Genomic DNA, 22,917 nt, shown 5'->3' on the forward strand with positions numbered 1-22,917 from the left:
GTGCAGGGCACACAGTGACGCTAAGTGCGGCGGTTAACGAGACTCTCCCGCGCAGGTGAACGGCAGGTGAACGGCGAGCGACTCTCTGGGGCGGCCCCAGGCGGTTGCTGGAGACGCGTGAGGTCGTCAGACCTTCGGAATGTGCGTCTCGATCGAGATGATGCCGGAGCCGGGGTTCGTGGCGGAGAGATGCACGACCGAGAAGGCCCCGGGGTCGAGGTCGGCCGCACTGCTGAGATAGGACCCCTGGATGGTGCCGGTGGCGAGAGCGATCTCCGCGAGCAGGCCGGGAAGCACGGGACCGTGGCTGCAGAGCACGGCCGGCTTGCCGGAGCGGACACGGCGACCGACGACGGTGCGGAGGTCGGACGTGCCGTCCTCCCATGCGTCCTGGCTGATCTTCTCGGTCTTCACGATCTTGCGATCGAGGGCTGTCGCGAGCGGCCTGACCGTCTCGATGCACCGCACGGCATCGCTGGTGACGATCTTGCGCGCACCGAACGCGCGCAGCGGCCCAACGATCGAGGCCGCCTGCTTCCGTCCTCGTTCGGTCAGCGGACGCGCGGCATCCGCGCCGTCCCACTCCGACCGCGAGAGGGCCTTCGCGTGCCGCAGGGCGATCACGGGGAACGTGCGCAGCACACCGTCTTCGACGAGGTTGGTGAAGAAGTCGAGGATCTCGAGGTCGACGGGGTAGCTGAGCCGCTCCCGCGCCTTCTTGGCGCTCACCCACTCGACTGCGGCGATCTCGCGATTCGGCACGAAGGTCGATTCGCGGATCGCGTCGTCGGTGGCCTCGGCGGCCCAGTAGTGCACGACCTTCTGCTTCTGCGAAGCGAGGTGATAGCGGCTCACGCCCACCGGCACGCCCAGGGACACCCGGATGCCGGTCTCCTCGTGGACCTCGCGGACGGCGGTCTCGGCGAGCATCTCGCCCGGGTCGACCTTGCCCTTGGGAAGAGTGACGTCCCGGTACTTCGTGCGGTGGATCAGCAGGATGCGGAGCTTGCCGTCGACGATGCGCCAGACGACGGCGCCCGCCGCGTACACCGCCTTGTCGGTCCACTTCGACGCCGGTGGCGGCGTCCTCGCGGCCCGGGCGCTCTGCTCCTGCCCGACCGTCATCGCACTGCCCGTGCGCGGCGCCGCCGCTGGATCAACCCCATGGTCTTATCCTGCAGGTCGATGAGCGGCTTGCCGTCGGCATCCTCGGCGTGCCGCGTCCACACGCCGTCTGCGCCGAGGTGCCACGACGTGGTGCCTTCGTCCATGGCGAGGTCGAAGAACGACAGCAGCTCCTTGAGATGGGCGGGGTCGGACACGCGCACCAGCGCCTCGACACGGCGGTCGAGGTTGCGGTGCATCATGTCGGCGCTGCCGATGTAGACCTGCGGGTCGCCGTCGTTCTCGAAGGCGAAGATGCGGGAGTGCTCGAGGTAACGGCCCAGGATGCTGCGCACCGTGATGTTGTCGCTGATCCCTTCGAGGTCCGTGCGCAGGCTGCAGATGCCGCGCACCCACACCTCGACCTTCACGCCGGCGGCGCTGGCGCGGTACAGGGCGTCGATGATCTCCTCGTCGACCATCGAGTTCACCTTGATGCGGATGTGCGCGGGCCTGCCCGCCTCCGCGTTCTTGCGCTCGGCGTCGATCTGGCGCACCAGACCCTTGCGCAGGTGGAGCGGCGCGACCAGCAGGCGCTTGAACTTCTTCTCGATCGCGTAGCCGCTGAGCTCGTTGAACAGGCGCGTGAGGTCCTTGCCGACCTGCGCATCGGCCGTGAACAGCCCGAAGTCCTCGTAGATACGGCTGGTCTTCGGGTTGTAGTTGCCGGTGCCGACGTGCGAGTAGTGCTGCAGCTTGCCGTCTTCCTCGCGGATCACGAGGGCGAGCTTGCAGTGGGTCTTCAGCCCGACGAGTCCGTAGACGACGTGCACGCCGGCCTTCTCGAGCTTCCGCGCCCAGACGATGTTGTTCGCCTCGTCGAAGCGCGCCTTCACCTCGACCAGCGCGAGCACCTGCTTGCCTGACTCGGCGGCGTCGATGAGCGCCTGCACGATCGGGCTGTCACCGGAGGTGCGGTACAGCGTCTGCTTGATGGCCAGTACGTGCGGGTCGCGGGCGGCCTGCTCGAGGAACGCCTGCACGCTGGTCGTGAACGACTCGTACGGGTGGTGCACCAGCACGTCCGACTTGCGAATCGCCTTGAAGATATCGGCGCGGCTGTTCGACCCGGTCGGCTGGAAGGCGACGGCGGTGGTCGGCAGGTGGGGCGGGTAGCGCAGGTCGGGCCGGTCGATGCGCGAGAGGTCGAAGAGGCCGCGCAGGTCGAGAAGACCGGGAAGGCGGTAGACCTCGAGATCCGTGATGTCGAGCTCGCGGACCAGCAGGTCCATGGTGACCTCGTCCATGTCGTCGGTGATCTCGAGACGGATCGGCGGGCCGAAGCGACGGCGGAGCAGCTCCGCTTCGAGCGCCTGGATGAGGTTCTCGCTCTCGTCCTCCTCGATCTCCACGTCTTCGTTGCGGGTGAGCCGGAATGCGTGGTGGTCGAGCACCTCCATGCCGGGGAAGAGATCGCCCAGGTGGTTCGCGATCAGCTCCTCCAGGCGCAGGAAGCGCTTGATCTCGCCGTGACCGGGCACCTCGACGAAGCGCGGGAGCATCGGCGGCACCTTGAGGCGCGCGAACTCCTGGCGGCCCGTGCGGGCGTTGCGGATGCGGATCGCGAGGTTCAGCGACAGGCCGGAGATGTACGGGAACGGGTGGGCGGGGTCCACGGCCAGCGGCATCAGCACGGGGAAGACCTGCGCGCCGAAGTAGTCCGAGAGCGCGGAGCGCTCCTCCTCGGTGAGCTCGGACCAGTCGGTGATCTCGATCCCGGCATCCGCGAGGGCGGGGCGCACCAGGTCGGTCCATGCCGCGGCGTGGCGCAGCTGCAGATCGTGCGCCTCTCGCGAGATGTCGGCGAGGGCGTCGACGGGGGAGCGGCCGATGTTCGTCGGAACGGCGAGACCGGTCATGATGCGCCGCTTCAGCCCTGCCACGCGGACCATGAAGAACTCGTCGAGGTTGCTCGCGAAGATCGCGAGGAAGTTCGCCCGCTCGAGCTCGGGCAGCGACGGATCCTCGGCGAGCTCCAGCACGCGCTGGTTGAAGGCCAGCCAGCTCAGCTCCCGGTCGAGGTACCGGTGGTCGGGGAGCAGGGCGTCGGGCGACTCGACGGCGTCGAAGTCGTCGTCTTCGGCGTCACCGAGACCGGCGTCGGTGAGTGCGGGATCGATCATGGGGTACATCTAATCACCGCGAGGTGACGCGCGTGTGAACGGACCCGATCCGTTACCGGGCTGCCGCCGTCGCCGCCAGGGTCTCGTCCTCGTACACGTTGAACCGGTAGCCGACGTTGCGCACCGTTCCGATGATCTGCTCCTGGTCGCCCAGCTTCGCGCGGAGGCGGCGCACGTGCACGTCGACGGTGCGGGTGCCGCCGAAGTAGTCGTATCCCCACACCTCGCTGAGCAGCTGTTCGCGTGTGAAGACGCGCGACGGGTGCGTGGCGAGGAAGTGCAGCAGCTGGAACTCCTTGTAGGTGAGGTCCAGCGGCTTGCCGCGCAGTTTCGCGGAATAGGACTGCTCGTCGATCGTGACACCGGAGGCCTGCACCCGGGAGGGCTCGGCGACCTCGTCGCGGCGGGCAAGTCCGAGTCGGACGCGCGCATCGATCTCGGCGGGGCCGGCGGTCGCGAGCAGGACGTCGTCGATGCCCCAGTCGCCGGAAAGGGCGCTCATGCCGCCCTCCGTGACGACGAGGAGGAGCGGTGCGTCCTGCCCTGTGGCGCGGAGCAGACGGCACAGCGATTTCGCGCCGACCAGATCGTGACGGCCGTCGACGACGACGACGTCGTAGTCCGGCGCGCTGACCAGCTGAGCCGGTTCGGCGGGGATCTGCCGGACGCGGTGGCTGAGCAGCTCGAGCGCGGGAAGCACCTGCTCCGACAGCGGAGCGTTGGTCAGAACCAGCACCAGGGCCACGCGCACTCCTCACCGGCGCGGGGGTCGACGCCGTGCCGCCATGATACCGGCACCGGATGCGCAACAATGGTGTCATGTCCGAACCAGCGCTCGCACCGCGTAATGCCCTCGTCGGCGTCGTCGCCGTGTGGGTCATCGCATTCGTCGCGACCGTGGCCGTCGGGATCTTCGTGCCGGAGGAATGGCGCGTCCCGTGGATGCTGGTCGCCTTCGGCGGCATCGTGCTGCTCTCGTTCGCCGTGCAGCTCTGGTACGGCCGCACCCAGGGGTTCATCTTCCGGGTGGCAGGCAGCGTCACGGGCGCGCTCGTGCTGATGGGACTGATCTCGGTCGGCTTCGGCATCGCCGCGCTGCTGCCCACCTGATCTCGGCGTCCCGCCGCGCGGTAAGGTGGAGACATGGATCTCATGGCGCTCGAAATCTTCTTCATTGGCCTCCTGGGCCTCGCGAGCCTCGCTATCGTCTTCGTCTCGGCAGTGGTTCTGCGTAACCTCTTCCGCGGCCAGCGCTGACGCATCGTGCTCGATCTGCCCACCGACCTCCCCGCCGACCTCGCCCCGCTCGCGTGGCTGATCGGCGTGTGGGAGGGAACCGGTGTCATCGACTACCCCGTCGGGGAGGAGCGCCTGCAGGGCGAGTTCACCCACCGGGTCAGCTTCAGTCATGACGGCGGCCCGTACCTCAACTATTCGGCGACCGCGACGTTCACCGGCGAGGACCAGGCGCTGTCGATCCCGCTGATCGCCGAGACCGGATTCTGGCGCCTCTCGCGTCCGGCGGCCGCTGCGGATCCCGGTCCGGCGCTGCTGCCTCCGCAGGCCGACGTCATCACCCGCACGGTCGACGACGTCGAGAGCCTGCGCGGGGAGAACGGCGCGTTCCCGATCGAGGTCTCGCTCGCACACTCCGACGGCATCCTGGAGCTCTATCTCGGCGAGATCAACGGTCCGCGGGTCGACATCGCCTCGGACGCTGTCGTCCGGGCGGCCGGCACCAAGGACTATGGCGCGGCATCGCGCATGTACGGCCTCGTCGACGGTCACATGCTGTGGGCGTGGGACATCGCGGCCCTCGGCACGCCGCTGCGCGCGCACGCGTCCGCGCGGCTGGCCAAGGTCTGAGACGGACGGCGTCTGACATGAGCGTGTTCGAGAGCTTCCCGGGGGCCGTCGCCGGCGATGCCGGCATCGCGCACTTCGGCGACCCGTTCCGCGAACAGCGTCGTCTCGCCGCGGGCGACGCGGTGGTCGCGCTCGACGATCGCACCGTCATCGAGGTCGCCGGCCCTGAGCGACTCGGCTGGCTCGACTCGATCACCTCGCAGTCCGTCGGACATCTGAACGCGGGCGACAGCACGGAGCTCCTGGTGCTCGACCCGCAGGGCCGCGTCGAGCACGCCGCCGGCGTCGTCGACGACGGCACTTCGACCTGGCTGATCGCCGACGCAGCGGATGCCGATGCTCTCGCGACCTGGCTGACGCGAATGAAGTTCCGCACCCAGGCGACCGTCGACGTGCGGGCGGACCTGGTGCTCCTCGGCTTCGTCGACGGAGGATCCGCCGCGCTGGCCGTGCACGCCGCCGCGGCGGCAGGCGACCGCATCCCGCTCCTCTGGGAAGACCCCTGGCAGCACGTGGCGCTCGGCGGCCACCAGTACGCCGAGGTCGTCGATCACCCCGGGGCCTCGCTCGCGTGGCGCATCGCCCTGCTCTCTCCGGATGCCGCGGGCGAGCTGGCCGCGACGATCGACCACGAAGCCGCCGCGGGTCTCCTGGCGGCCGAGGCGCTCCGCATCGCGGCATGGCGTCCGCGGTGGGCGGCCGAGGTCGACGACAGGTCGCTCCCGCACGAGTCGGACTGGATCCGCACCGCCGTGCACCTGAACAAAGGCTGCTACCGGGGGCAGGAGACCGTCGCCAAGGTCCACAACCTCGGGCACCCGCCGCGTCGTCTCGCCGCGCTCCAGCTCGACGGCAGCGATGCCGTGCTCCCTGAGCCGGGGTCTCCCGTCTTCGCCGGAGACGACGAGGTCGGCCACGTCACCTCGGTCGCCCGTCATCATGAGGACGGTCCGATCGCCCTCGCGATCCTGGCGCGACGCGCCCCGATCGGCGACCTCGTCGTGCGCGCCGACGGCATCGACATCGCCGCCTCGCAGCAGGTGATCGTGCCGGCGGATGCCGGCGCCACCGCCGACATCCCCCGGCTCACCCGGCTCTCGCGTCGCCCCGCGGCGCCGGATCCCCGCGCCGCGGTCTAGGCGCGAGACGCGTCGAGCGGCGCAACGGCATCCCAGGGCAGCGTGAGCTCGCCCAGACGCCAGCGGGTGCGTCCGCCGAGCACCGGCCAGCCCTGATCCCGCAGGGCCGTGACCGTCGCCAGGAACCGCTGGGTGGCGCCGAATGTCGTGAGAGCGGCCGCTCGATCCCACTCGCGATCGAGGTCGACCAGGAGGGCGTGGATCCGCTCCCCGGGGACGTTGCGGTGGATCAGAGCCTTGGGCAGCCGTTCGGCGACGATGCTCGGGTGCTCTAGCCCGGCCAGACGCAGCGAGATCGTGAAGCGCACGGGGGTTCCGTCGGGCTGCACATCGGCCCAGCTCGCCACGCGGCCGATCTCGTCGCAGGTGCCCTCGATGAGGAGCCCGTCCGGAGCCAGTCTTGAGGCGGTCGTCCGCCAGGCCGCCGGCACGTCGGTCTCGTCGTACTGGCGCAGCACGTTCATCGCCCGGATGACGGCGGGTCGCCGGTCGTCGGGGAGCGGGATCTCGAAGCCGCCGCGTGCGAACGAGACGCGGAGATCATCCGGGAAGTTCGTGCGGCCCGCACGGACCTCGGCGAGCTGAGCGTCGGCGGTCGCCACCCGCGCCGGGTCGATCTCGAGGCCGCGCACCTCGGCATCCGGCCTGACTGCGCGCAGCCGCGCCGCGAGCTCGAACGCGGTGACACCGCTCGCGCCGTAACCGAGATCGATCACCAGCGGATCGGCGGCACGGCGGAACGCGGGGCTCGCAGCGATCCAGCGGTCGTTGCGGCGCAGCCGGTTCGTCCCGGTCGTGCCGCGCGTCGGCCGGCCGACGGGAGATGACGCCATGAGTCAATCCTCCCCCTCGATGCGCTCGCGGACCAATCCGGAGCGGCCGTCGCGGATAAACTGGCCGCATGACTGCGACGCGCACCCTGATCCTGCTCCGCCACGGCCGGAGCGAGTGGAACGAACGGAACCTCTTCACCGGCTGGGTGGACGTCCGCCTGAACGAGCAGGGCGAGAAGGAGGCCCGCCGCGGCGGCGAGCTGCTCGCCGAGTCCGGCATCCTGCCCGACGTGCTGCACACTTCCCTGCTGAGCCGGGCGATCCAGACCGCGAACATCGCGCTCGACGCCGCCGACCGGCTCTGGATCCCGGTGACCCGCTCGTGGCGGCTGAACGAGCGCCACTACGGTGCGCTGCAGGGCAAGGACAAGGCGCAGACCCTCGAGGAGTTCGGCCCCGAGCAGTTCCAGCTGTGGCGCCGCTCCTTCGACGTGCCGCCGCCCGTGCTCGACGACGCGAGCGAGTTCAGCCAGGTGAACGACCCGCGCTACGCCGGGATCGACGGCGAGGTGCCGCGCACCGAGTCGCTCAAGCTCGTGATCGACCGTCTGCTGCCGTACTGGGAGAGCGCGATCGTCCCCGACCTCGAAGCCGGCAAGACCGTTCTCGTGACGGCGCACGGCAACTCGCTGCGCGGTCTGGTCAAACACCTGGAGGGCATCAGCGACGCCGACATCGCCGAGCTGAACATCCCCACCGGCATCCCGCTCGTCTACGAGCTCGATGAGAACAACGTTCCGACGGGTCCCGGCCGCTACCTCGACCCCGAGGCCGCTGCCGCCGGTGCCGCCGCGGTCGCCGCGCAGGGCAAGAAGTAGCACGCGTACAAGAGGAGGGGCGGATGCTGACAGCATCCGCCCCTCCTCTCGTGTGTGCGCGTCAGGCGTGCCCGAGCTCCTGCTGCTGCTCGACGGCGAGAGCGATCTCGGCCTCGGAGACCTGCCAGTCGCCCGTGGCGAGGTAGACCATCTTCTTGGCGACGGCGACCGCGTGGTCGGCGAAGCGCTCGTGGTACCGGCTGGCGAGCGTGGCGTCGACGGTCGCCGTCGCCTCGCCCTTCCAGTTGTCGCTGAGCACCTTCTCGAAGACGGTGGCGTGCAGTTCGTCGACGTCGTCGTCCGCGTTGCGGATCGTGTCGGCGAAGCGCAGGTCGCCGGTGCGCAGCAGCTCCGACAGCGTGCGAGAGATCTCGACGTCGAGCTCGCCCATCTTCACGAACGTGCCCTTGAGGCCCTTCGGGATGGCGCGCTCCGGGAACCGGAGGCGAGCGAGCTGCGCGATGTGCTCGGCCATGTCGCCCATGCGCTCGATCGAGGCGCTCACCCGCAGCGCCGTGACGACGATGCGCAGGTCGCGGGCGACGGGCTGCTGGCGGGCGAGGATCTCGATGGCCTGCTCGTCGAGGGTGATCGCCAGCGCGTCGATCTTGGCGTCGTCGGCGATGACCTCCTCCGCCAGGGCGACGTCGCTGGTCGCGAAAGCGCGGGTCGCCTTGTCGATCGCGACGGTGACGAGGTCCGCGATCTCGACGAGGCGGGCCTGCAGGTCCTCGAGGGACTGGTGGAAGACTTCGCGCATGGTGGGGCGCAACCTTTCATTCGGATCTCGGCTGTGTGCACGGCGCGAGACGGCGGTTCGTCCGCACGGGGGCAGGTCTGCGCTCCCGCACAGGCCCGAGGAGATTGTGTGCTCCGAAGGTTAACGAACGGTGCCCAGCACGTGAATAGTACTTCTCGCGTTGCCGTCAGGGCGCAGAAACCCGCCGTTCGGACGGTGAACGCACTCTACGCTGGTGTCATGACCCTGCCGCAGCTCGCGCTGTCTTCGCTCGCCATCGGGCTGGTGATCGGCATCGGCCTCTCCCTCCTCGTGGTGTGGGCGTACCGCGCCCGTGCGCGGGCCGAGGAGGAGACATCGCTCGAGATCCCGGCCGGGATCACCGACGTGCTCGGCAGCATGGACGACGCCGCGTGCGTGGTGGACTCCTCCGGTCTGGTCCTCGCGGTCTCGCACGCCGCGACCCGTTTCGGCATCGAGGTCGGCTCCACGCTCGACAACCCGGAACTCCGCCAGCTCGTGCGCGCCGCGAAGACCACGGGAGGCTCGACCACCGAGTCGTTCCGGATCACCCGCGGCGGGTTGAGCCTCGACCCGCGGCTCGTCTCGGCCCGCGCGAGCGTGATCGGCACGCGACTGGTCCTCCTGATCATCCGCGATGTGACGGAGCAGGAGCGCCTCGACCAGATGCGCCGCGACTTCGTGGCCAACACCAGTCACGAGCTCAAGACGCCGGTCGGCGCCGTCAGCCTCCTCGCCGAAGCCATCGAGTCCGCCGCGGACGACCCGGCGCAGGTGCGCATCTTCGCCGCGCGGATCTCCGCAGAGGCCGGCCGACTCGGCCAGCTCACCGGTCGCATCATGAGCCTGTCGCGGCTGCAGGCCGAGGGCGGGCTCACGGAGGTCGCATCGGTCTCCATCGACGAGGTGATCGCCTCATCGATCGAGGCCCACGTCGTCCAGGCCGACTCCGCCGGCGTGGAACTCGCCCGCGGCGGCGACCGTGGAATCTGGGTGCGCGGCGACGCGCAGATCCTGGTCGAGGCGGTCGGCAACCTCATCGCGAACGCCATCGTGTACTCGCCCCGGGGATCGCGCGTCGGCGTCGGCGTCAAGGCCGACGCCGAGATCGTCGAGATCGCGGTCTCCGATCAGGGCATCGGCATCGCCGAAGCGGATCGGGAGCGCATCTTCGAGCGTTTCTACCGCGCGGATGAGGCGCGCTCGCGCCGCACCGGCGGCACGGGCCTCGGACTGTCGATCGTCAAGCACGCGACCCAGCGGCACGGCGGCGAGGTGCGCCTGTGGTCCCGCCCGGGGCGCGGCTCCACCTTCACGATCCGGCTTCCCCGGATCGATACCCCCGGGCACATCGACTCGGACAAGAAGAGCAAGAAGAAGCGCGCGCGCAAAGCAGCCAAGGCCGCATCCGCCCGCGTTCGAAACGGAGAGAGAGCATGACCCGCATCCTTCTGGTCGAGGACGAGCCCGACCTCGCCGACCCCCTCGCCTATCTGCTTCGTCGCGAGGGCTACGAGGTGGAGATCGCCGAGGACGGCCCCGGCGCGCTCACGGCCTTCCGCGAGCGCGGTGCCGACATCGTGCTGCTCGATCTGATGCTGCCGGGGATGCCGGGCACCGAGGTGTGCCGCCAGATCCGGTCGACGTCGGCCGTGCCGATCATCATGCTCACGGCGAAGGACTCCGAGGTCGACATCGTGGTGGGGCTCGAGCTGGGCGCCGACGACTACATCACCAAGCCCTACTCCTCCCGCGAGCTGCTCGCACGCATGCGGGCCGTGCTCCGCCGGGTCGTCCAGGCCGAGAGCGAGCTCGACGAGCGCGTGCTCGACGGCGGACGTGTCTCGTTGGACATCGACCGGCACACGGTCTCCGTCGCCGGCGACCAGATCAACATGCCGCTCAAGGAATTCGAGCTGCTCGAGGTCCTGATGCGCAACTCGGGCCGCGTGCTCACACGTGGTCAGCTCATCGACCGCGTCTGGGGGAGCGACTACTTCGGCGACACCAAGACGCTCGACGTGCACATCAAGCGCATCCGTTCGCGCATCGAGGAGAACCCGAGCGAACCCGTCATGCTCGTGACCGTGCGCGGGCTCGGATACCGCTTCGAGGGCTGAGCCCCGGACGACGAGAGAGGCCGGTCACCCCAGGGTGACCGGCCTCTCTCGTGTGTCTGCGTCAGCGGAGGATCACTCCGCCGGAGCGGGCGCGGCCGTGTCGGTGGGGACGGGGGTCGGCTGCGGCGCACGCTCGGTGACGTCCGGGACCAGATCCGCGTAGTAGGGGAGGGCGCCGTCGAGGACGGGCACCGCGGTCTTGACGCCGGTGGAATCGCCCGACTGGAAGTGGATCTCGACGGTCGCGCCCGGCTTGGTGTCGAGGTCGACGATGCGGAGGGGCTCCTCGTCGGCGCCGAGGCTGACGGTCTTCCCCGCGGGGACCGTGACCGTGAACGGGTCGATGCCCTCGAGGGTGATCGTGAGCGTGGCCTTCTCGTCGGTCGGGTTCACGATCGCGGCGATGAGGTTGCCGACCGAGCCGTCTTCCGTCGCGACGACGAACACGTTGCGGACGTCGATCGGAGCGTCGGGGTCGGAGACGTTCACGCCGTCCGACGCGGCGTACTCGATCTTCGTCGCCTGGGGCGAGATGAACGTGCATCCCGTCGCGCCGAGAAGAACGACGGCGCTGAGGGCGGCAGACGCAACAAGGCGCGATTTCACGGGTCCTCCTGAGGTCCGGCGGGGTATCCGCAACCATTCTACGGGTATGCGGGCACGGCCTCAGGGACGCCGAGGCGCGAACCTTAGCGCATATTCCCTGTGGTATCCTTGAGGTTGCCGAAAGGACACGTTTTTATGCTTTTTGAGGTTGGCGAGACCGTCGTCTATCCGCACCATGGCGCTGCGACCATCATCGAGGTCAAGGAACGCATCATCAAGGGTGAGGCGAAGAAATATCTGAAGCTCAACGTCACGCAGGGAGACCTCATCATCGAGGTTCCGGCTGAGAATGTCGACCTGGTCGGCGTTCGCGACGTGATCGGCAAGGAGGGCCTCGATCATGTGTTCGAGGTGCTGCGCGCCCCGTTCACGGAGGAGCCGACCAACTGGTCGCGTCGTTACAAGGCGAACCTCGAGAAGCTCGCCTCCGGCGATGTCATCAAGGTCAGCGAGGTCGTCCGCGACCTGTGGCGTCGTGACCAGGACCGCGGACTCTCCGCAGGAGAGAAGCGGATGCTGGCCAAGGCGCGTCAGATCCTCATCTCCGAGCTCGCGCTCGCCGAGAAGACTGACGAGGACAAGGCGGGCGCACTGCTCGACGAGGTCCTCGCGTCCTGAGGCGTCGCACGCCTGAGTACGTCTCCGAAGGGGCGGATGCATCTCGCATCCGCCCCTTCGGCGTCCCCACCCACGCGGTAGCGTGAGACGGTGACTCTGCTCCCCGTCCCCGACACCGCGATCATCGTCGTCGCCGCAGGCTCCGGCACCCGGCTGGACGCCGGAGCGCCGAAGGCCCTGGTGGGCATCGATGCGCACTCGATCCTGCGTCACGCCCTCGACGGCGTCTTCGCCGCGGCTCCCGCGCAGGTGATCGTCGTCGCGCCTCCGGGCTACGAGGGCGATGCGGAGGCCGAGCTGGATGCTGCAGCGGGCGAGCGCCGCGACCTCGGTCGAGTCGTCGCCGGCGGCGCGACCCGTCAGCTCTCCGTCGCCGCGGGGCTCTCCGCGCTCTGGGGCGATGTGACGACCGTGCTCGTGCACGATGCGGCCCGCGCTCTCACTCCGCCCGCGCAGATCGATGCCGTGTCCGCCGCCGTGACCGCGGACACGGGCGTCATCCCCGCGCTCCCCGTGGTCGACACGCTCAAGCGGGTCGATGCCGACACGGTCGTCGGCCCGGTCGATCGCTCGGAGCTCGCGGCCGCGCAGACCCCGCAGGGTTTCCCTCGTGCGCTTCTCGAGGAGGCATACGCCCGTGCGCTCTCGTCGGGCGTCGACTACACCGACGATGCGGCTCTGTTCGCGGCATCCGGTCATGCGGTGCGACACGTCGACGGTTCCGCCCGCGCTTTCAAGATCACGACGCCCGCCGACCTCGAGCGGGCTCGGCACCTGCTGGCCGCGGCCCCGACCGCGGCGCCCCGTCCGGCGATCGGCGCCGGTGTGCCGCGCGTCGGCGTCGGCACCGATGTGCACGCGTTCGGGGGCGAGGGCGACCTCTGGCTGGCCGGGCTGCAGTGGCCGGGGGAGCCGGCGCTGTCCGGGCACTCCGACGGCGATGCGGTCGCTCACGCGATCGTCGATGCGCTGCTGGGTGCCGCGGGACTCGGCGACATCGGCGAGCACTTCGGCACGGCGCATCCGGAGTATGCCGGTGCGCACGCCGCGGTGTTCCTCGCCCGCACGCGGGAGCTGCTGGCGGATGCCGGCTTCGTGATCGGCAACGTCTCGGTGCAGTTCCAGGGGAACCGGCCGCGTTTCAGCGCCCGTCGAGCGGAGGCCGAGGCCGTGCTCTCGGCAGCCCTGGGCGGCGCTTCCGTCTCGGTCACGGCCACCACGACCGACGGGCTCGGGTTCCCCGGACGCGGAGAGGGCATCTCCGTCACGGCGATGGCTCTGCTGCTGCCCGACGTTTCGCGGAGAGTGTGACGTTTCGCGGATCGATTCCGCCGATCCGTCCGCGATTCGTCACATGATCCGCGAATCGTCGCACGGCGGCGGGCGTTCAGCCGTGCCCGAGTAGGCTTGAGCGGTGACACTCCGCCTTTACGACACCCGCGCTGCCCAGCTGCGCGACTTCGTGCCTCTCGATCCCGAGAACATCACGATGTACGTCTGCGGACCCACCGTGCAGTCCGGCCCGCACATCGGCCATGTCCGAGCGGCTCTGAGCTTCGACCTGCTGCGCCGCTGGCTCGCGCACCGGTTCGGTCGTGTGACATTCGTCCGGAACGTCACCGACATCGACGACAAGGTGCTCGCGAACGCGACGGATGCCGAGCCGTGGTGGGCTCTGGCCTACCGGATGGAGCAGGAGTTCACGGCGGCATATGCCGGAGTGGGCATCCTCGCGCCGACGTACGAGCCGCGGGCGACGGCATCCGTCCCCCAGATGCAGGAGCTCATCGACCGCCTGATCGAGCGGGGTCACGCGTACCCGGCTCCGGACGGTTCCGGCGACGTGTACTTCGACGTGCGCTCGTGGTCCGAGTACGGTGCGCTCACGCATCAGTCCGTCGACGCCATGGAGGCAGCGGAGGACGCGGACCCTCGCGGCAAGCGCAACCCGCAGGACTTCGCCCTCTGGAAGGGCGCCAAGCCCGAGGAGCCGGCCGACGCCACCTGGTCCTCGCCCTGGGGCCCCGGCCGACCGGGGTGGCACATCGAGTGCTCCGCGATGTCGAAGCGCTATCTCGGCGCCGAGTTCGACATCCACGGCGGCGGTCTCGACCTGCGCTTCCCGCACCACGAGAACGAACTCGCCCAGTCGACGGCGGCCGGTGACTCGTTCGCGCGCTACTGGGTGCACAACGGCCTGGTGACCGTGAACGGCCAGAAGATGTCGAAATCGCTGGGCAACTTCACGCCGGCGGCGGACGTGCTCGAGGAGTTCGACCCGCTCGTGGTGCGCTACGCCCTCGCCGCAGCGCACTATCGGTCGAGCCTCGACCTGACCGAGTCGTCGTTCGTCGAGGCGGATGCCGCGCTTGGTCGCATCCGATCGTTCCTCGAGCGCGCGGGGCGCCTCGAGAGTCCCTTCACGTGGTCGGCCGAGAGGCCCGCGCAGGAGGCCGAGCGCCACCATGACGGCGAAGCGGAGGACGTGTTCGTCCTTCCCGCGGCCTTCGGTGATGCGCTCGACGACGACCTCGCGGTCCCGCAGGCGCTTGCTGTCATCCACGACACCGTGCGTCGGGGCAACGGCGCGCTGGATGCCGGTGACGACGCTGCGGCATGGATCGCTGCGTGGAAGGTGCGCGAGATGACCGGCATCCTGGGCATCGACCCCGGCTCGACGCAGTGGCGCGACGGCGCGGACGGCGGCGGCGCCTCGGCATCCGCTCTGGACGCCCTCGTGCAGACGATGATCACGCAGCGCGCCCAGGCGCGTGCAGACAAGGACTGGGCGGCGGCCGATCGCATCCGTGACGCGATCGCCGCCGCAGGAATCACGCTGGAGGACACTCCGGCCGGAACTCATTGGAGTATCGATGGCTAAGCCACAGCGCCCCGGCGCGAACAAGGGAAACAAGAAGGGCCCGACCAAGGGCACCGGCGGACTCGGACGCAAGGCGCTCGAGGGCCGCGGACCGACCCCGAAGGCGGAGGATCGCGCCTGGCACCCCGCCGGCAAGCGCAAGGCCGCGGCCGAGCGCTACGCGGCTTCCGGTGGCAAGGGCAAGCCGAACCAGCGCCAGGCATCGGGTGGCAACCCGAACCGCTCCGCGCGGGCGAAGGACAACACGTCCGAGGCGGAGACGGTCACCGGTCGCAACTCGGTGCTCGAGGCGCTCCGCGCCAAGATCCCGGCGACCGCTTTCCACATCGCGCAGCGCGTGGAGATGGACGACCGGGTCAAGGAGATGCTCTCGATCGCGACCCACCGCGGCATCCCCGTCCTGGAGGTCACCCGCCAGGAGCTCGACCGGATGGCCGGGTTCGACGGCGTGCACCAGGGCGTCGCCATCAAGGTGCCGCCCTACGAGTACTCGCACCCGCAGGACCTGCTCGAGAAGGCGATCGATCGTGGCCAGGTGCCGCTGTTCGTCGCCCTCGACGGCATCACCGATCCGCGCAACCTCGGTGCTGTCATCCGCTCGGCGGCCGCTTTCGGCGCCCACGGCGTCATCCTGCCGCAGCGCCGCTCGGCCGGCGTCAACTCCGCGGTGTGGAAGACGAGCGCCGGTGCGGTAGCGCGCACGCCCGTCGCCCTCGCGACGAACCTCACCACGCAGCTCAAGGAGTTCAAGAAGCAGGGCGTGTTCATCCTCGGTCTCGCAGGCGACGGCGACATCTCGCTGCCCGACCTGCAGCTCGCCGACCGCCCGGTCGTGATCGTCGCGGGCTCCGAGGGCAAGGGTCTCTCCCGCCTCGTGCGTGAGACGTGCGACCAGATCGTCTCGATCCCGATCTCCGCGTCCACCGAGTCGCTGAACGCCGGGATCGCGACTTCCGTCGCGCTCTACCAGGTCGCGACCGTTCGCGGCGCGAAGAAGAAGTCCTAGAAGGGAACCCCATGGCGCGCATCGTCGTCCTCGGAGGAACCGGCTACGCCGGTCGGCACATCGTCGCGGAGGCCGTCGCCCGCGGGCACGCGGTGATCGCGGTCTCGCGTTCCGAGCCCACCGACCCGGTGGCGGGTGCCGCGTACGTGCAGCGCTCGGTGCTCGACGGCGAATCGGTCGCGGCGACCTTCGATGGAGCCGATGCGGTGGTCTGGGCGCTGTCCCCGCGCGGCGACATGGCGGACAAGGTGCTCGGCGCGCTGAAGGGCGTCGCCACCTCGCTCACGGGGACCGAGACTCGGCTCGGCGTGATCGGCGGTGCCGGTGGCAGCCTCGTCGCTCCCGGTGGTCCCCGGCTGTTCGACCAGGGCTTCCCCGAGGAGTACAAGGCCGAGGCGCAGGTCGGCATCGACTCGCTCGCCTTCCTGCAGAGCACGGATGCCGGACTCGACTGGTTCTTCGTGCACCCCGCGGAGGAATTCGGCCCGTGGGCCGAGGGCGAGCGCACGGGTCACTACCGCGACGGTGGCGATGTCATCGTGCGGGATGCCGAGGGGAAGTCGTGGATCTCCGGCGCCGATTTCGCCGTCGCGATGGTCGACGAGATCGAACAGGGCGACCATCACCGCGGACGGTTCACCGTCGGCTACTGAGGCTGGCGGAGGTCAGACCAGGTCGCGCCAGTCGACCTCGTCCTCGTCGTCGGCGAGTGACAGGTTGCCGGTGATCACGGGCAGGCTCATGGTCTCGGTCGGCGGGCCCATGATGGTGGCCTCATCGCGTCGGTGGCGCAGCACCTCGTTGATGTAGCTCGTCAGGACCTCGGCGAGCGGCACGGATCGCCCCTGCGCCTGCGACAGGTACCAGCGGTGCTCGAGCACCTGGTGGAACACCTCGGCGGGCTCGAGCTTGGTGCGCAGCTCGTAGGGGATGGCACGGACTACGGGCTCGAACACGCGAGTCAGCCACTCGTGCGCGTACATCTCCTCGTCGGACCACTGCTTGGTCGAGCGGGCGCGGAACTCGTCGAGGTCGTTGAGCAGGCGTCGGGCCTGGTTCTCCTCGACGTCGAGCCCGGTGAGACGGATGAGGCGGCGCTGGTGGTGCCCGGCATCGACGACCTTGGGCTGGATCTCGACGACCGTGCCGTCGGCGGTGGTCGACATCGACATCTCGTCGATGTCGAAGCCCAGGGCGTTGAGGCGCTCGACCCGCTCGGTGATGCGCCAGGTCTCGGCGGCCGAGAACGACTCCTGCGCCGTCAGCTCGGCCCACAGCGACCGGTATGACGACACGATGCCGTCGGCGATCGCCACCGCGTCGACGCCGAGCTCCAGCCGCCCACCCGCGGCGAGGTCCATGATCTCGCCGGCGATGTTCGTGCGGGCGAGGTCGAGATCGTATGCGCGCTGGCCCTCGGTCAGGCCCTCTTCGTGCAGTTCCCCGGTCTCGGCATCCACCAGGTAAGCGGCGAAGGCACCGGCATCGCGACGGAACAGGGTGTTCGAGAGCGAGACGTCGCCCCAGTAGAAGCCCACGTTGTGCAGGCGCACGAGCAGCAACGCCAGCGCGTCGACGAGACGCGTGGCCGTGTCCGGTCGCAGCACGCGGGTGAACAGCGCTCGGTAGGGCATCGAGAAGCGCAGGTGCGAGGTGACGAGAGCCGCGGGAAGCGGCTCGCCTGCGGCATCCGTCCGTCCGGCGATCACGGCCACACGGTCGACGCAGGGGACGTCGAGGCGGGCCAGGTTGCCGAGCATCTCGTACTCCCGCTGCGCCATCTCGGCGGTCGTCTCCTTCACGGCAACGACGCGTCCGGAGAGGTCGGCGAAGCGCACGAGGTGGCGGGAGAGCCCCTTCGGGAGCGACACGATCTGCTCAGAGGGCCATTTCGCGAGCGTCGTCGACCAGGGCAGGGATAGAAGGCCCGGGTCGACCGAGCTGGCGGTGATCCGCAGCGAATCCTGCATGGCGCTCCAGGGGAGTCGGGAAAACAGACGCGGCGCGGGCGACCCGAAGGTCGACCGCGCCGCGTCCAGTGGAATTACGAGGCCGAGACGACCGGCTTGTCGTTCAGACGCTCGCCGGACTCGATGTCGAACGCGTGCACGTGACCGGCGGTCGCGGCGAGCGTGACGGTCTCACCCGCGTTCGGGTGGCTGCGGCCGTCGACGCGAGCGACGAGGTCGGTGCGCTTGCCGTTGATCTCGGTGTGGCCGTAGAGGTAGCCGTCGGCGCCGAGCTCCTCGACGAGGTCGACCGTGACCGAGAGGCCCTTGCCGTCGGCGGGGCCGACGACGATGTCCTCCGGACGGACGCCGACCGTGACCTGCGAACCGTTCGCACGGCCCACGGTGTCGCGGTCGAGCGGGACGACCTCGGTGCCGAAGCGGATGCCGCCCTCGGCGAGGTCGGCCGAGAACAGGTTCATGGCCGGGGAGCCGATGAAGCCGGCGACGAACACGTTGTTCGGCTTCTCGTACAGGTCGCGCGGCGTTCCCACCTGCTGGAGCAGGCCGTCCTTGAGGACCGCGATGCGGTCGCCCATGGTGAGAGCCTCGGTCTGGTCGTGCGTGACGTAGACCGTGGTGACGCCCAGACGACGCTGGAGCGATGCGATCTGCGTACGCGTCTGCACACGGAGCTTGGCGTCGAGGTTCGACAGCGGCTCGTCCATGAGGAAGACCTGCGGCTGACGGACGATCGCGCGACCCATCGCGACGCGCTGACGCTGACCACCCGAGAGGGCCTTCGGCTTGCGGGTCAGGTAGTCCTCGAGGTCGAGGAGCTTCGCGGCCTCGAGAACGCGGGTGGCGCGCTCTTCCTTGTTGACGCCGGCGATCTTGAGCGCGAAGCCCATGTTCTCGGCGACCGTCATGTGCGGGTACAGCGCGTAGTTCTGGAACACCATCGCGATGTCGCGGTCCTTCGGCGGCACGTCGGTGACATCGCGGTCACCGATGAGGATGCGGCCGGCGTTGACCTCTTCGAGGCCCGCGAGCATGCGGAGCGAGGTGGACTTACCGCAACCCGAGGGGCCGACCAGGACGAGGAACTCGCCGTCTCCGACCTCGAGGTTGAGCTTGTCGACTGCGGGGCGGGTGCCGCCGGGGTACAGGCGGGTTGCGTCGTCGAAAGTGACAGATGCCATTATTGTTTCTCCTCACCGGCAGGTACGTGCCGGACGATCCGTAGTGATGGAAGTGGCGGAATGAACCGCCATGACCCGTCTTTGGGTCGGGATCAGTATGACATGAACCATGGCACCTGGGTATTTCTCAGCCTGGCTGGTTAACATCGAACCTGGCCGCGTCACGCGGCGATCGTCGCTCCGAGCGATGGTCGGGGCCAACCCGGACCCCCTCAGACTTTCAAGAGGAACGATGTCGAGCGACGAAACGCCGAACGTCCCCACGCCGAGCAATTCCCGCGAGGCCGTGCGGGAGAAGGCACAGCAGGTGCACGCGCAGCAGTCCAGGGCGCGTCTCATGCGACGGATCATCATCGGTGCTGTCGCGGTCATCGCCGTCGGCGCGATCGGCACCGCCGTCACCCTCGCGGTGTCGGCGCAGGTGTCCAAGCCGCAGCTCACCCCGACGGGCATGGAGTCGGACGGCGTCGTCGTGAACGACATCTCGGCCGTTGCCGCGTCCGATGAGACGCTCACGACGCCGAGTCCCGAGCCGACCGAGGCCGGCGCGACGGATGCTCCGACCACGGAGCCGAGCGCGCCCGAGCGCGTCGAGATCCACGTCTACGTCGACTACCTGTCGCCCGACGCGGGGGAGTTCGAGCGGGCCAACTCGCGCCAGCTCGCCAACTGGATCACCGAAGGTGCTGTGACCGTCAGCTACCACCCGGTCGCCCTGCTCACCGCCAGCTCCAACGGCACGAAGTACTCGCTGCGCGCGGCCGCTGCGGCGGCATGCGTCGCAACGCACTCGCCCGAGCAGTTCTACGCGTTCAACCACGACCTGCTCGACAACCAGCCCAAGGTGGGCAGCGACGGATTCTCGGACGCTCAGCTGGCTGATGCCGCCCAGGCGGTCGGGGTCGACAACCCCAAGGCCGTCCGGTCCTGCATCGTCGACGGCGATTTCGTGACCTGGGCGAAGGAAGCGACGACTCGCGCCCTCGACGGACCCCTCGCCGGTTCCGACGACCTCGTGCTCTCATCCGCTCCCATGATCGTCGCGAACGGCGAGGCGTACGTCGGAGCGCTCGACGACCCGGCGGAGTTCTCGAACTTCATGCTCACGATCGACAACGACGCCTCCCAGCAGTCGACCGAGACGCCGACACCGACGCCCAGCCCGACGGCGACCCCCACACCGTAGTTCGGAGGGGAGACGATGCCATCGGTAAGCTGGTGGCGTCCGCCGACTTGGCGCAATTGGTAGCGCACCGTACTTGTAATTCAGTTCAACCGAGTATCAGGGGTTTACGCGGGGTATCCGTTGCTATCTCCCAGGTGAGGCGACGCGATCATCTGCTATCCCGCACTATCTAGACACCTCCCTGATTCTGCGGGGTAAATGCGGGGTTCGTCTGTCGTAGCAACAGCTCCCGACCTTGACCATCGTTCGGCATGCGGACATGCTGCGGTATGAGTATAGAAACGCAGACGTCGCCCCGTCGCAGCCCCGTCTTCACCACGAAGCAGGCGGCTGAGTATGTCGGCCTCAAGCCGCAGACGCTGCGCTTCATGAAGTGGGAAGGTACAGGCCCCGTCGTCTTCAAGCAGGGCCGTTTGAACGTCTACTACCCGGCCGACCTCGATGCCTGGTTGGCGGCGAGACTGATCGAGGGCTGAACTGGCGCGCCGCTCGGACGAGAGTAGGGTTCCCAACGCCCGCGCTTTCATCTGACCACTATCGAGGTGGCTCGCGCGGGGAGGAACCCTACAACGCTGATTCTATCTCGGGACATGACTACCGCGCCGAGATGACGTTCGACGAGGCCCGCGATGGCTACCGCGAGGATGGCCGGCGCTGCTGGATGAAGTCAGCCAGATCGGCCTCGCTCACTAGTCGATTCCGACGCCGAGGGTCCCGGCGACCTCCGCCACCTTCAATAGCCTGGCTCGCACACCTTCCAAGTTACGGCGCGGTGCGTTGCGGCTTTCTGGCAAGCAGAAGGCGGCTCAGCTGTCCTAGTGAACTGCCTGCCGCCTTCTGCAGCGAGACTATTCGGCGTGCGCTGGGCAGTCCAGGGGAGGAGTGCGTTCGGTGATTGTCTGCTGATGATGGAACCAATGGGCACCGCGGTGGCACCAGGTGCGATGTGTTCTCGGACGATTGCGACGCATGGCGTTTGCTCCCAGTCTCCCGGCGGCGATCTGCCCCGGGCGGCGGAGTCTAAGCCCACGCTTACGTGGGAGTACGGTGTCGGCGGCGTCCGATACTGTCTGGACATCTAATCGAGAGGATCCAGCTGTGGCTATCAATGACGATGAGATTGTGACGCCGGCCTATGCGCAGTACTTCGACTTCGCGGGAACCGTCGCTGCCGACACACACGGGGGCGGCACAAGGGAGCTCGCCGATCAGATCGGGCTCGATGCCGAACGGTTCTGGATTGTCGGTATCGACGTGTGGGGCAACGACATCGCCCATGCGCGGCTGAAGGTGCTCGCAATCGACCGCGTCGAGACCGGCATCAGCACCTACGACGAACTCGCGGCCTACAACCGAGAACATGGGCACGTTCCCGTCACGGACTTCCTCGTCCATGGCATGTCCGCCGTCGACGTGCTCAAGGTAGGCCTCAAACGGCTCAACTTCCAACTGCTGTCGCGGAGCCTCCCTGACGACGCCGAACTGCGGATGACTCGTCACGGCGACCTGAACTACGACGGCGACTAGGCGCACGAGAAGGGTTGCGTCGACGACGGCAGAGTCCAGGCAGCTCGGCGTGGCCGAACCGTGATCGCGTCGTGGCCGGGAGTGGGCGCCGGTGACTATTAGCATCAGAGGCTATGTGGCCTGCAATCTCCCTGACCGTGCGCGTGATAATCGTCGCGTACACGGTTCTTGTGGGACTCGGTGCCGCATTGAAAGCGATCGGCGTGATTACCCCTCTCCCATCGCTGGAGTCTTGGGTGTGGTTCGTGAGTCTCATCGTCCTCGGTGTTGAGAACGTGGTGACGCTGATCGTGCGTCACTTCCGTACGAGGAGGGGTGATCGCGCTGCGAAGCTTGAGGACGCGCTCGCGTCGGCGCTGATTCAGATTGTCCGCGCGAGCCCGGCCCTTCACCTCGAGGAGCTTGGTGCGAATGTATACGTAGTGTCTCGGTTCGACTGGTTTCTCAAGAAGCCTCACGCTCACATGCGCCTGAGGCGCGTCGCACGGCTGCGCCCGGCGCGGTATCCGCAACAATCCGGCGTGGAGTGGGCCTCAGGGAAGGGCGCGGTCGGCCTTTGCTGGGAGGCCAAGAAGCGGGTCTACAAGGACTGGCATGCTGTTGCCGAACGGTACGGCGAGGCCGATATGGACCAGGAGACGTTCGATCAGATTCCAGCTGGAACACGGTGCGGGTTCTCGCGTGCCGAGTTCCAGTCGATCGTGGGCAAATACTCCGAGGTGGTCGCAGAACCGATTTGGGATCCGAGGAAGACGGGAGTCATTCTCGGCGTTATCACGATTGATCGGGCTTACCGCTCATCCAATGAAGTTCATGTGCCTCGGCTGAACAAGCGCACGACACACGAGTCGGTGGGTATCGCCGCGGGGGTGGTATCCCGTATCTTGAAGCTAAGGGGAGCTGGGGACTGATGGGAGGACATGATGGACGCTCTGACACCACGTGAAGAGGAGTACTTCAAGATCCTGTCGGAGGTGAACCCGAGCCCCGAGATGCGGCGCATCATCGAAGAGACCAAGCGGGATCGCCGCCACTCGAACGACAACGTCGTGCGCGGGCTGACCCCGTTTAAGGGATTCCAGCGCGAGGAATAGCGCGACAGGCAACAAAGACCCCCAC

Annotated in this window: 24 protein-coding genes; 16 read left to right on the forward strand and 8 right to left on the reverse strand. The window is 68.5% G+C overall.

All coding sequences use genetic code 11. The features are described 5' to 3' along the window. Positions 1-126 precede the first annotated feature (126 nt). Genes ABD648_RS18225 through ABD648_RS18235 form a run of 3 tightly spaced genes read right to left on the reverse strand, consistent with a single transcriptional unit; the run spans position 127 to position 4,032 of the window. The gene (locus ABD648_RS18225) at positions 127-1,125 is read right to left on the reverse strand and encodes an NUDIX hydrolase (protein ID WP_282216349.1); all 999 of its coding nucleotides are present in this window, start codon (positions 1,123-1,125) and stop codon (positions 127-129) included. Then, positions 1,122-3,287 (reverse strand): RNA degradosome polyphosphate kinase, encoded by a 2,166-nt coding sequence (locus ABD648_RS18230; protein WP_282216350.1) that lies wholly within the window; start codon positions 3,285-3,287, stop codon positions 1,122-1,124. Before ABD648_RS18230 ends, ABD648_RS18225 begins: the two co-directional genes overlap by 4 nt. A 52-nt stretch (positions 3,288-3,339) precedes the next feature. Then, a complete protein-coding gene (locus ABD648_RS18235) occupies positions 3,340-4,032 on the reverse strand; it encodes a winged helix-turn-helix transcriptional regulator (protein WP_282216351.1) in 693 nt (230 codons plus the stop codon). Between the two features lie 74 nt (positions 4,033-4,106). On the opposite strand from ABD648_RS18235, the gene ABD648_RS18240 reads away from it, so the two are divergent. The 3 genes from ABD648_RS18240 to ygfZ all read left to right on the forward strand — a co-directional run bounded on the left by ABD648_RS18240 (position 4,107) and on the right by ygfZ (position 6,292). Continuing rightward, on the forward strand, positions 4,107-4,397 hold the full coding sequence (locus ABD648_RS18240) for a hypothetical protein (protein ID WP_282216352.1): 291 nt from the start codon (positions 4,107-4,109) through the stop codon (positions 4,395-4,397). Positions 4,398-4,550: 153 nt separating this feature from the next. After that, on the forward strand, positions 4,551-5,153 hold the full coding sequence (locus ABD648_RS18245; protein WP_282216353.1) for a nitrobindin family protein: 603 nt from the start codon (positions 4,551-4,553) through the stop codon (positions 5,151-5,153). Positions 5,154-5,170: 17 nt separating this feature from the next. Next, positions 5,171-6,292, forward strand: coding sequence for a CAF17-like 4Fe-4S cluster assembly/insertion protein YgfZ (ygfZ, locus tag ABD648_RS18250; RefSeq protein ID WP_282216354.1), 1,122 nt, complete (start codon positions 5,171-5,173; stop codon positions 6,290-6,292). Here the strand turns inward: ygfZ and ABD648_RS18255 are convergent. Continuing rightward, positions 6,289-7,125 (reverse strand): class I SAM-dependent methyltransferase, encoded by an 837-nt coding sequence (locus ABD648_RS18255; RefSeq protein WP_282216355.1) that lies wholly within the window; start codon positions 7,123-7,125, stop codon positions 6,289-6,291. The genes ygfZ and ABD648_RS18255 overlap by 4 nt on opposite strands. A gap of 68 nt (positions 7,126-7,193) precedes the next feature. Here ABD648_RS18255 and ABD648_RS18260 point away from each other — a divergent pair, with 68 nt between their 5' ends. After that, on the forward strand, positions 7,194-7,943 hold the full coding sequence (locus tag ABD648_RS18260; protein ID WP_116635810.1) for a phosphoglyceromutase: 750 nt from the start codon (positions 7,194-7,196) through the stop codon (positions 7,941-7,943). A gap of 61 nt (positions 7,944-8,004) precedes the next feature. Here the strand turns inward: ABD648_RS18260 and phoU are convergent, their stop codons facing one another. Beyond that, positions 8,005-8,703, reverse strand: coding sequence for a phosphate signaling complex protein PhoU (gene phoU / locus ABD648_RS18265; protein WP_282216356.1), 699 nt, complete (start codon positions 8,701-8,703; stop codon positions 8,005-8,007). A gap of 219 nt (positions 8,704-8,922) precedes the next feature. Between phoU and ABD648_RS18270 the strand changes: the two genes are divergently transcribed. Both ABD648_RS18270 and ABD648_RS18275 read left to right on the forward strand, forming a co-directional pair. After that, the gene (locus ABD648_RS18270) at positions 8,923-10,143 is read left to right on the forward strand and encodes a sensor histidine kinase (RefSeq protein ID WP_282216357.1); all 1,221 of its coding nucleotides are present in this window, start codon (positions 8,923-8,925) and stop codon (positions 10,141-10,143) included. Then, positions 10,140-10,823: a response regulator transcription factor gene (locus tag ABD648_RS18275; RefSeq protein ID WP_282216358.1), complete on the forward strand. Its 684-nt coding sequence runs from the start codon at positions 10,140-10,142 to the stop codon at positions 10,821-10,823. The genes ABD648_RS18270 and ABD648_RS18275 overlap by 4 nt, the downstream gene beginning before the upstream one ends. A gap of 72 nt (positions 10,824-10,895) precedes the next feature. Here ABD648_RS18275 and ABD648_RS18280 read toward each other — a convergent pair whose 3' ends face one another. Continuing rightward, positions 10,896-11,429 (reverse strand): DNA modification methylase, encoded by a 534-nt coding sequence (locus tag ABD648_RS18280; RefSeq protein WP_282216359.1) that lies wholly within the window; start codon positions 11,427-11,429, stop codon positions 10,896-10,898. A 135-nt stretch (positions 11,430-11,564) separates the two neighbouring features. Between ABD648_RS18280 and ABD648_RS18285 the strand changes: the two genes are divergently transcribed. The 5 genes from ABD648_RS18285 (at position 11,565) to ABD648_RS18305 (ending at position 16,587) form a co-directional block, all read left to right on the forward strand. Continuing rightward, positions 11,565-12,047, forward strand: a complete 483-nt coding sequence (locus ABD648_RS18285) for a CarD family transcriptional regulator (RefSeq protein WP_017201416.1) — start codon at positions 11,565-11,567, stop codon at positions 12,045-12,047. A gap of 90 nt (positions 12,048-12,137) precedes the next feature. Then, on the forward strand, positions 12,138-13,358 hold the full coding sequence (gene ispD, locus ABD648_RS18290) for a 2-C-methyl-D-erythritol 4-phosphate cytidylyltransferase (protein WP_282216360.1): 1,221 nt from the start codon (positions 12,138-12,140) through the stop codon (positions 13,356-13,358). A gap of 103 nt (positions 13,359-13,461) precedes the next feature. Continuing rightward, a complete protein-coding gene (cysS, locus tag ABD648_RS18295; RefSeq protein ID WP_282216361.1) occupies positions 13,462-14,928 on the forward strand; it encodes a cysteine--tRNA ligase in 1,467 nt (488 codons plus the stop codon). After that, on the forward strand, positions 14,921-15,934 hold the full coding sequence (gene rlmB, locus ABD648_RS18300; protein WP_282216362.1) for a 23S rRNA (guanosine(2251)-2'-O)-methyltransferase RlmB: 1,014 nt from the start codon (positions 14,921-14,923) through the stop codon (positions 15,932-15,934). The genes cysS and rlmB overlap by 8 nt, the downstream gene beginning before the upstream one ends. Before the next feature lie 11 nt (positions 15,935-15,945). Next, the gene (locus ABD648_RS18305; protein WP_282216363.1) at positions 15,946-16,587 is read left to right on the forward strand and encodes an NAD(P)-dependent oxidoreductase; all 642 of its coding nucleotides are present in this window, start codon (positions 15,946-15,948) and stop codon (positions 16,585-16,587) included. Between the two features lie 12 nt (positions 16,588-16,599). On the opposite strand, the gene ABD648_RS18310 is transcribed toward ABD648_RS18305, so the two are convergent. Together ABD648_RS18310 and ABD648_RS18315 are read right to left on the reverse strand one after the other, a co-directional pair. Beyond that, positions 16,600-17,904, reverse strand: a complete 1,305-nt coding sequence (locus ABD648_RS18310) for a DUF4032 domain-containing protein (RefSeq protein WP_282216364.1) — start codon at positions 17,902-17,904, stop codon at positions 16,600-16,602. Between the two features lie 74 nt (positions 17,905-17,978). After that, the gene (locus ABD648_RS18315; RefSeq protein ID WP_282216365.1) at positions 17,979-19,085 is read right to left on the reverse strand and encodes an ABC transporter ATP-binding protein; all 1,107 of its coding nucleotides are present in this window, start codon (positions 19,083-19,085) and stop codon (positions 17,979-17,981) included. 232 nt (positions 19,086-19,317) lie between these two features. On the opposite strand from ABD648_RS18315, the gene ABD648_RS18320 reads away from it, so the two are divergent. The 5 genes from ABD648_RS18320 to ABD648_RS18340 all read left to right on the forward strand — a co-directional run bounded on the left by ABD648_RS18320 (position 19,318) and on the right by ABD648_RS18340 (position 22,892). After that, positions 19,318-20,271, forward strand: a complete 954-nt coding sequence (locus ABD648_RS18320; RefSeq protein WP_282216366.1) for a DsbA family protein — start codon at positions 19,318-19,320, stop codon at positions 20,269-20,271. A gap of 269 nt (positions 20,272-20,540) precedes the next feature. Then, positions 20,541-20,747: a helix-turn-helix domain-containing protein gene (locus ABD648_RS18325; protein WP_282216367.1), complete on the forward strand. Its 207-nt coding sequence runs from the start codon at positions 20,541-20,543 to the stop codon at positions 20,745-20,747. 622 nt (positions 20,748-21,369) lie between these two features. Beyond that, positions 21,370-21,798: a hypothetical protein gene (locus ABD648_RS18330; protein ID WP_282216368.1), complete on the forward strand. Its 429-nt coding sequence runs from the start codon at positions 21,370-21,372 to the stop codon at positions 21,796-21,798. A gap of 113 nt (positions 21,799-21,911) precedes the next feature. After that, complete coding sequence (locus ABD648_RS18335; protein WP_282216369.1) at positions 21,912-22,709, forward strand: hypothetical protein; 798 nt, start codon at positions 21,912-21,914, stop codon at positions 22,707-22,709. Positions 22,710-22,718: 9 nt separating this feature from the next. Beyond that, positions 22,719-22,892 carry a hypothetical protein gene (locus ABD648_RS18340; protein ID WP_282216370.1) on the forward strand — a complete coding sequence of 58 codons (174 nt, stop codon included), beginning with the start codon at positions 22,719-22,721 and terminating at the stop codon, positions 22,890-22,892. Positions 22,893-22,917 lie beyond the last annotated feature (25 nt).

This window comes from Microbacterium luteolum, assembly GCF_039533965.1.
Classification (GTDB): domain Bacteria; phylum Actinomycetota; class Actinomycetes; order Actinomycetales; family Microbacteriaceae; genus Microbacterium; species Microbacterium luteolum.

Bases quoted from the DNA above. Each gene is read 5' to 3' on its own strand.
- ABD648_RS18225 (WP_282216349.1), bottom strand. From the start codon at position 1,125: ATGACGGTCGGGCAGGAGCAGAGCGCCCGGGCCGCGAGGACGCCGCCA.
- ABD648_RS18230 (WP_282216350.1), bottom strand. From the start codon at position 3,287: ATGATCGATCCCGCACTCACCGACGCCGGTCTCGGTGACGCCGAAGAC.
- ABD648_RS18240 (WP_282216352.1), top strand. From the start codon at position 4,107: ATGTCCGAACCAGCGCTCGCACCGCGTAATGCCCTCGTCGGCGTCGTC.
- ygfZ (WP_282216354.1), top strand. From the start codon at position 5,171: ATGAGCGTGTTCGAGAGCTTCCCGGGGGCCGTCGCCGGCGATGCCGGC.
- ABD648_RS18255 (WP_282216355.1), bottom strand. From the start codon at position 7,125: ATGGCGTCATCTCCCGTCGGCCGGCCGACGCGCGGCACGACCGGGACG.
- ABD648_RS18260 (WP_116635810.1), top strand. From the start codon at position 7,194: ATGACTGCGACGCGCACCCTGATCCTGCTCCGCCACGGCCGGAGCGAG.
- phoU (WP_282216356.1), bottom strand. From the start codon at position 8,703: ATGCGCGAAGTCTTCCACCAGTCCCTCGAGGACCTGCAGGCCCGCCTC.
- ABD648_RS18270 (WP_282216357.1), top strand. From the start codon at position 8,923: ATGACCCTGCCGCAGCTCGCGCTGTCTTCGCTCGCCATCGGGCTGGTG.
- ABD648_RS18275 (WP_282216358.1), top strand. From the start codon at position 10,140: ATGACCCGCATCCTTCTGGTCGAGGACGAGCCCGACCTCGCCGACCCC.
- ABD648_RS18285 (WP_017201416.1), top strand. From the start codon at position 11,565: ATGCTTTTTGAGGTTGGCGAGACCGTCGTCTATCCGCACCATGGCGCT.
- rlmB (WP_282216362.1), top strand. From the start codon at position 14,921: ATGGCTAAGCCACAGCGCCCCGGCGCGAACAAGGGAAACAAGAAGGGC.
- ABD648_RS18305 (WP_282216363.1), top strand. From the start codon at position 15,946: ATGGCGCGCATCGTCGTCCTCGGAGGAACCGGCTACGCCGGTCGGCAC.
- ABD648_RS18310 (WP_282216364.1), bottom strand. From the start codon at position 17,904: ATGCAGGATTCGCTGCGGATCACCGCCAGCTCGGTCGACCCGGGCCTT.
- ABD648_RS18315 (WP_282216365.1), bottom strand. From the start codon at position 19,085: ATGGCATCTGTCACTTTCGACGACGCAACCCGCCTGTACCCCGGCGGC.
- ABD648_RS18320 (WP_282216366.1), top strand. From the start codon at position 19,318: ATGTCGAGCGACGAAACGCCGAACGTCCCCACGCCGAGCAATTCCCGC.
- ABD648_RS18325 (WP_282216367.1), top strand. From the start codon at position 20,541: ATGAGTATAGAAACGCAGACGTCGCCCCGTCGCAGCCCCGTCTTCACC.
- ABD648_RS18335 (WP_282216369.1), top strand. From the start codon at position 21,912: ATGTGGCCTGCAATCTCCCTGACCGTGCGCGTGATAATCGTCGCGTAC.
- ABD648_RS18340 (WP_282216370.1), top strand. From the start codon at position 22,719: ATGATGGACGCTCTGACACCACGTGAAGAGGAGTACTTCAAGATCCTG.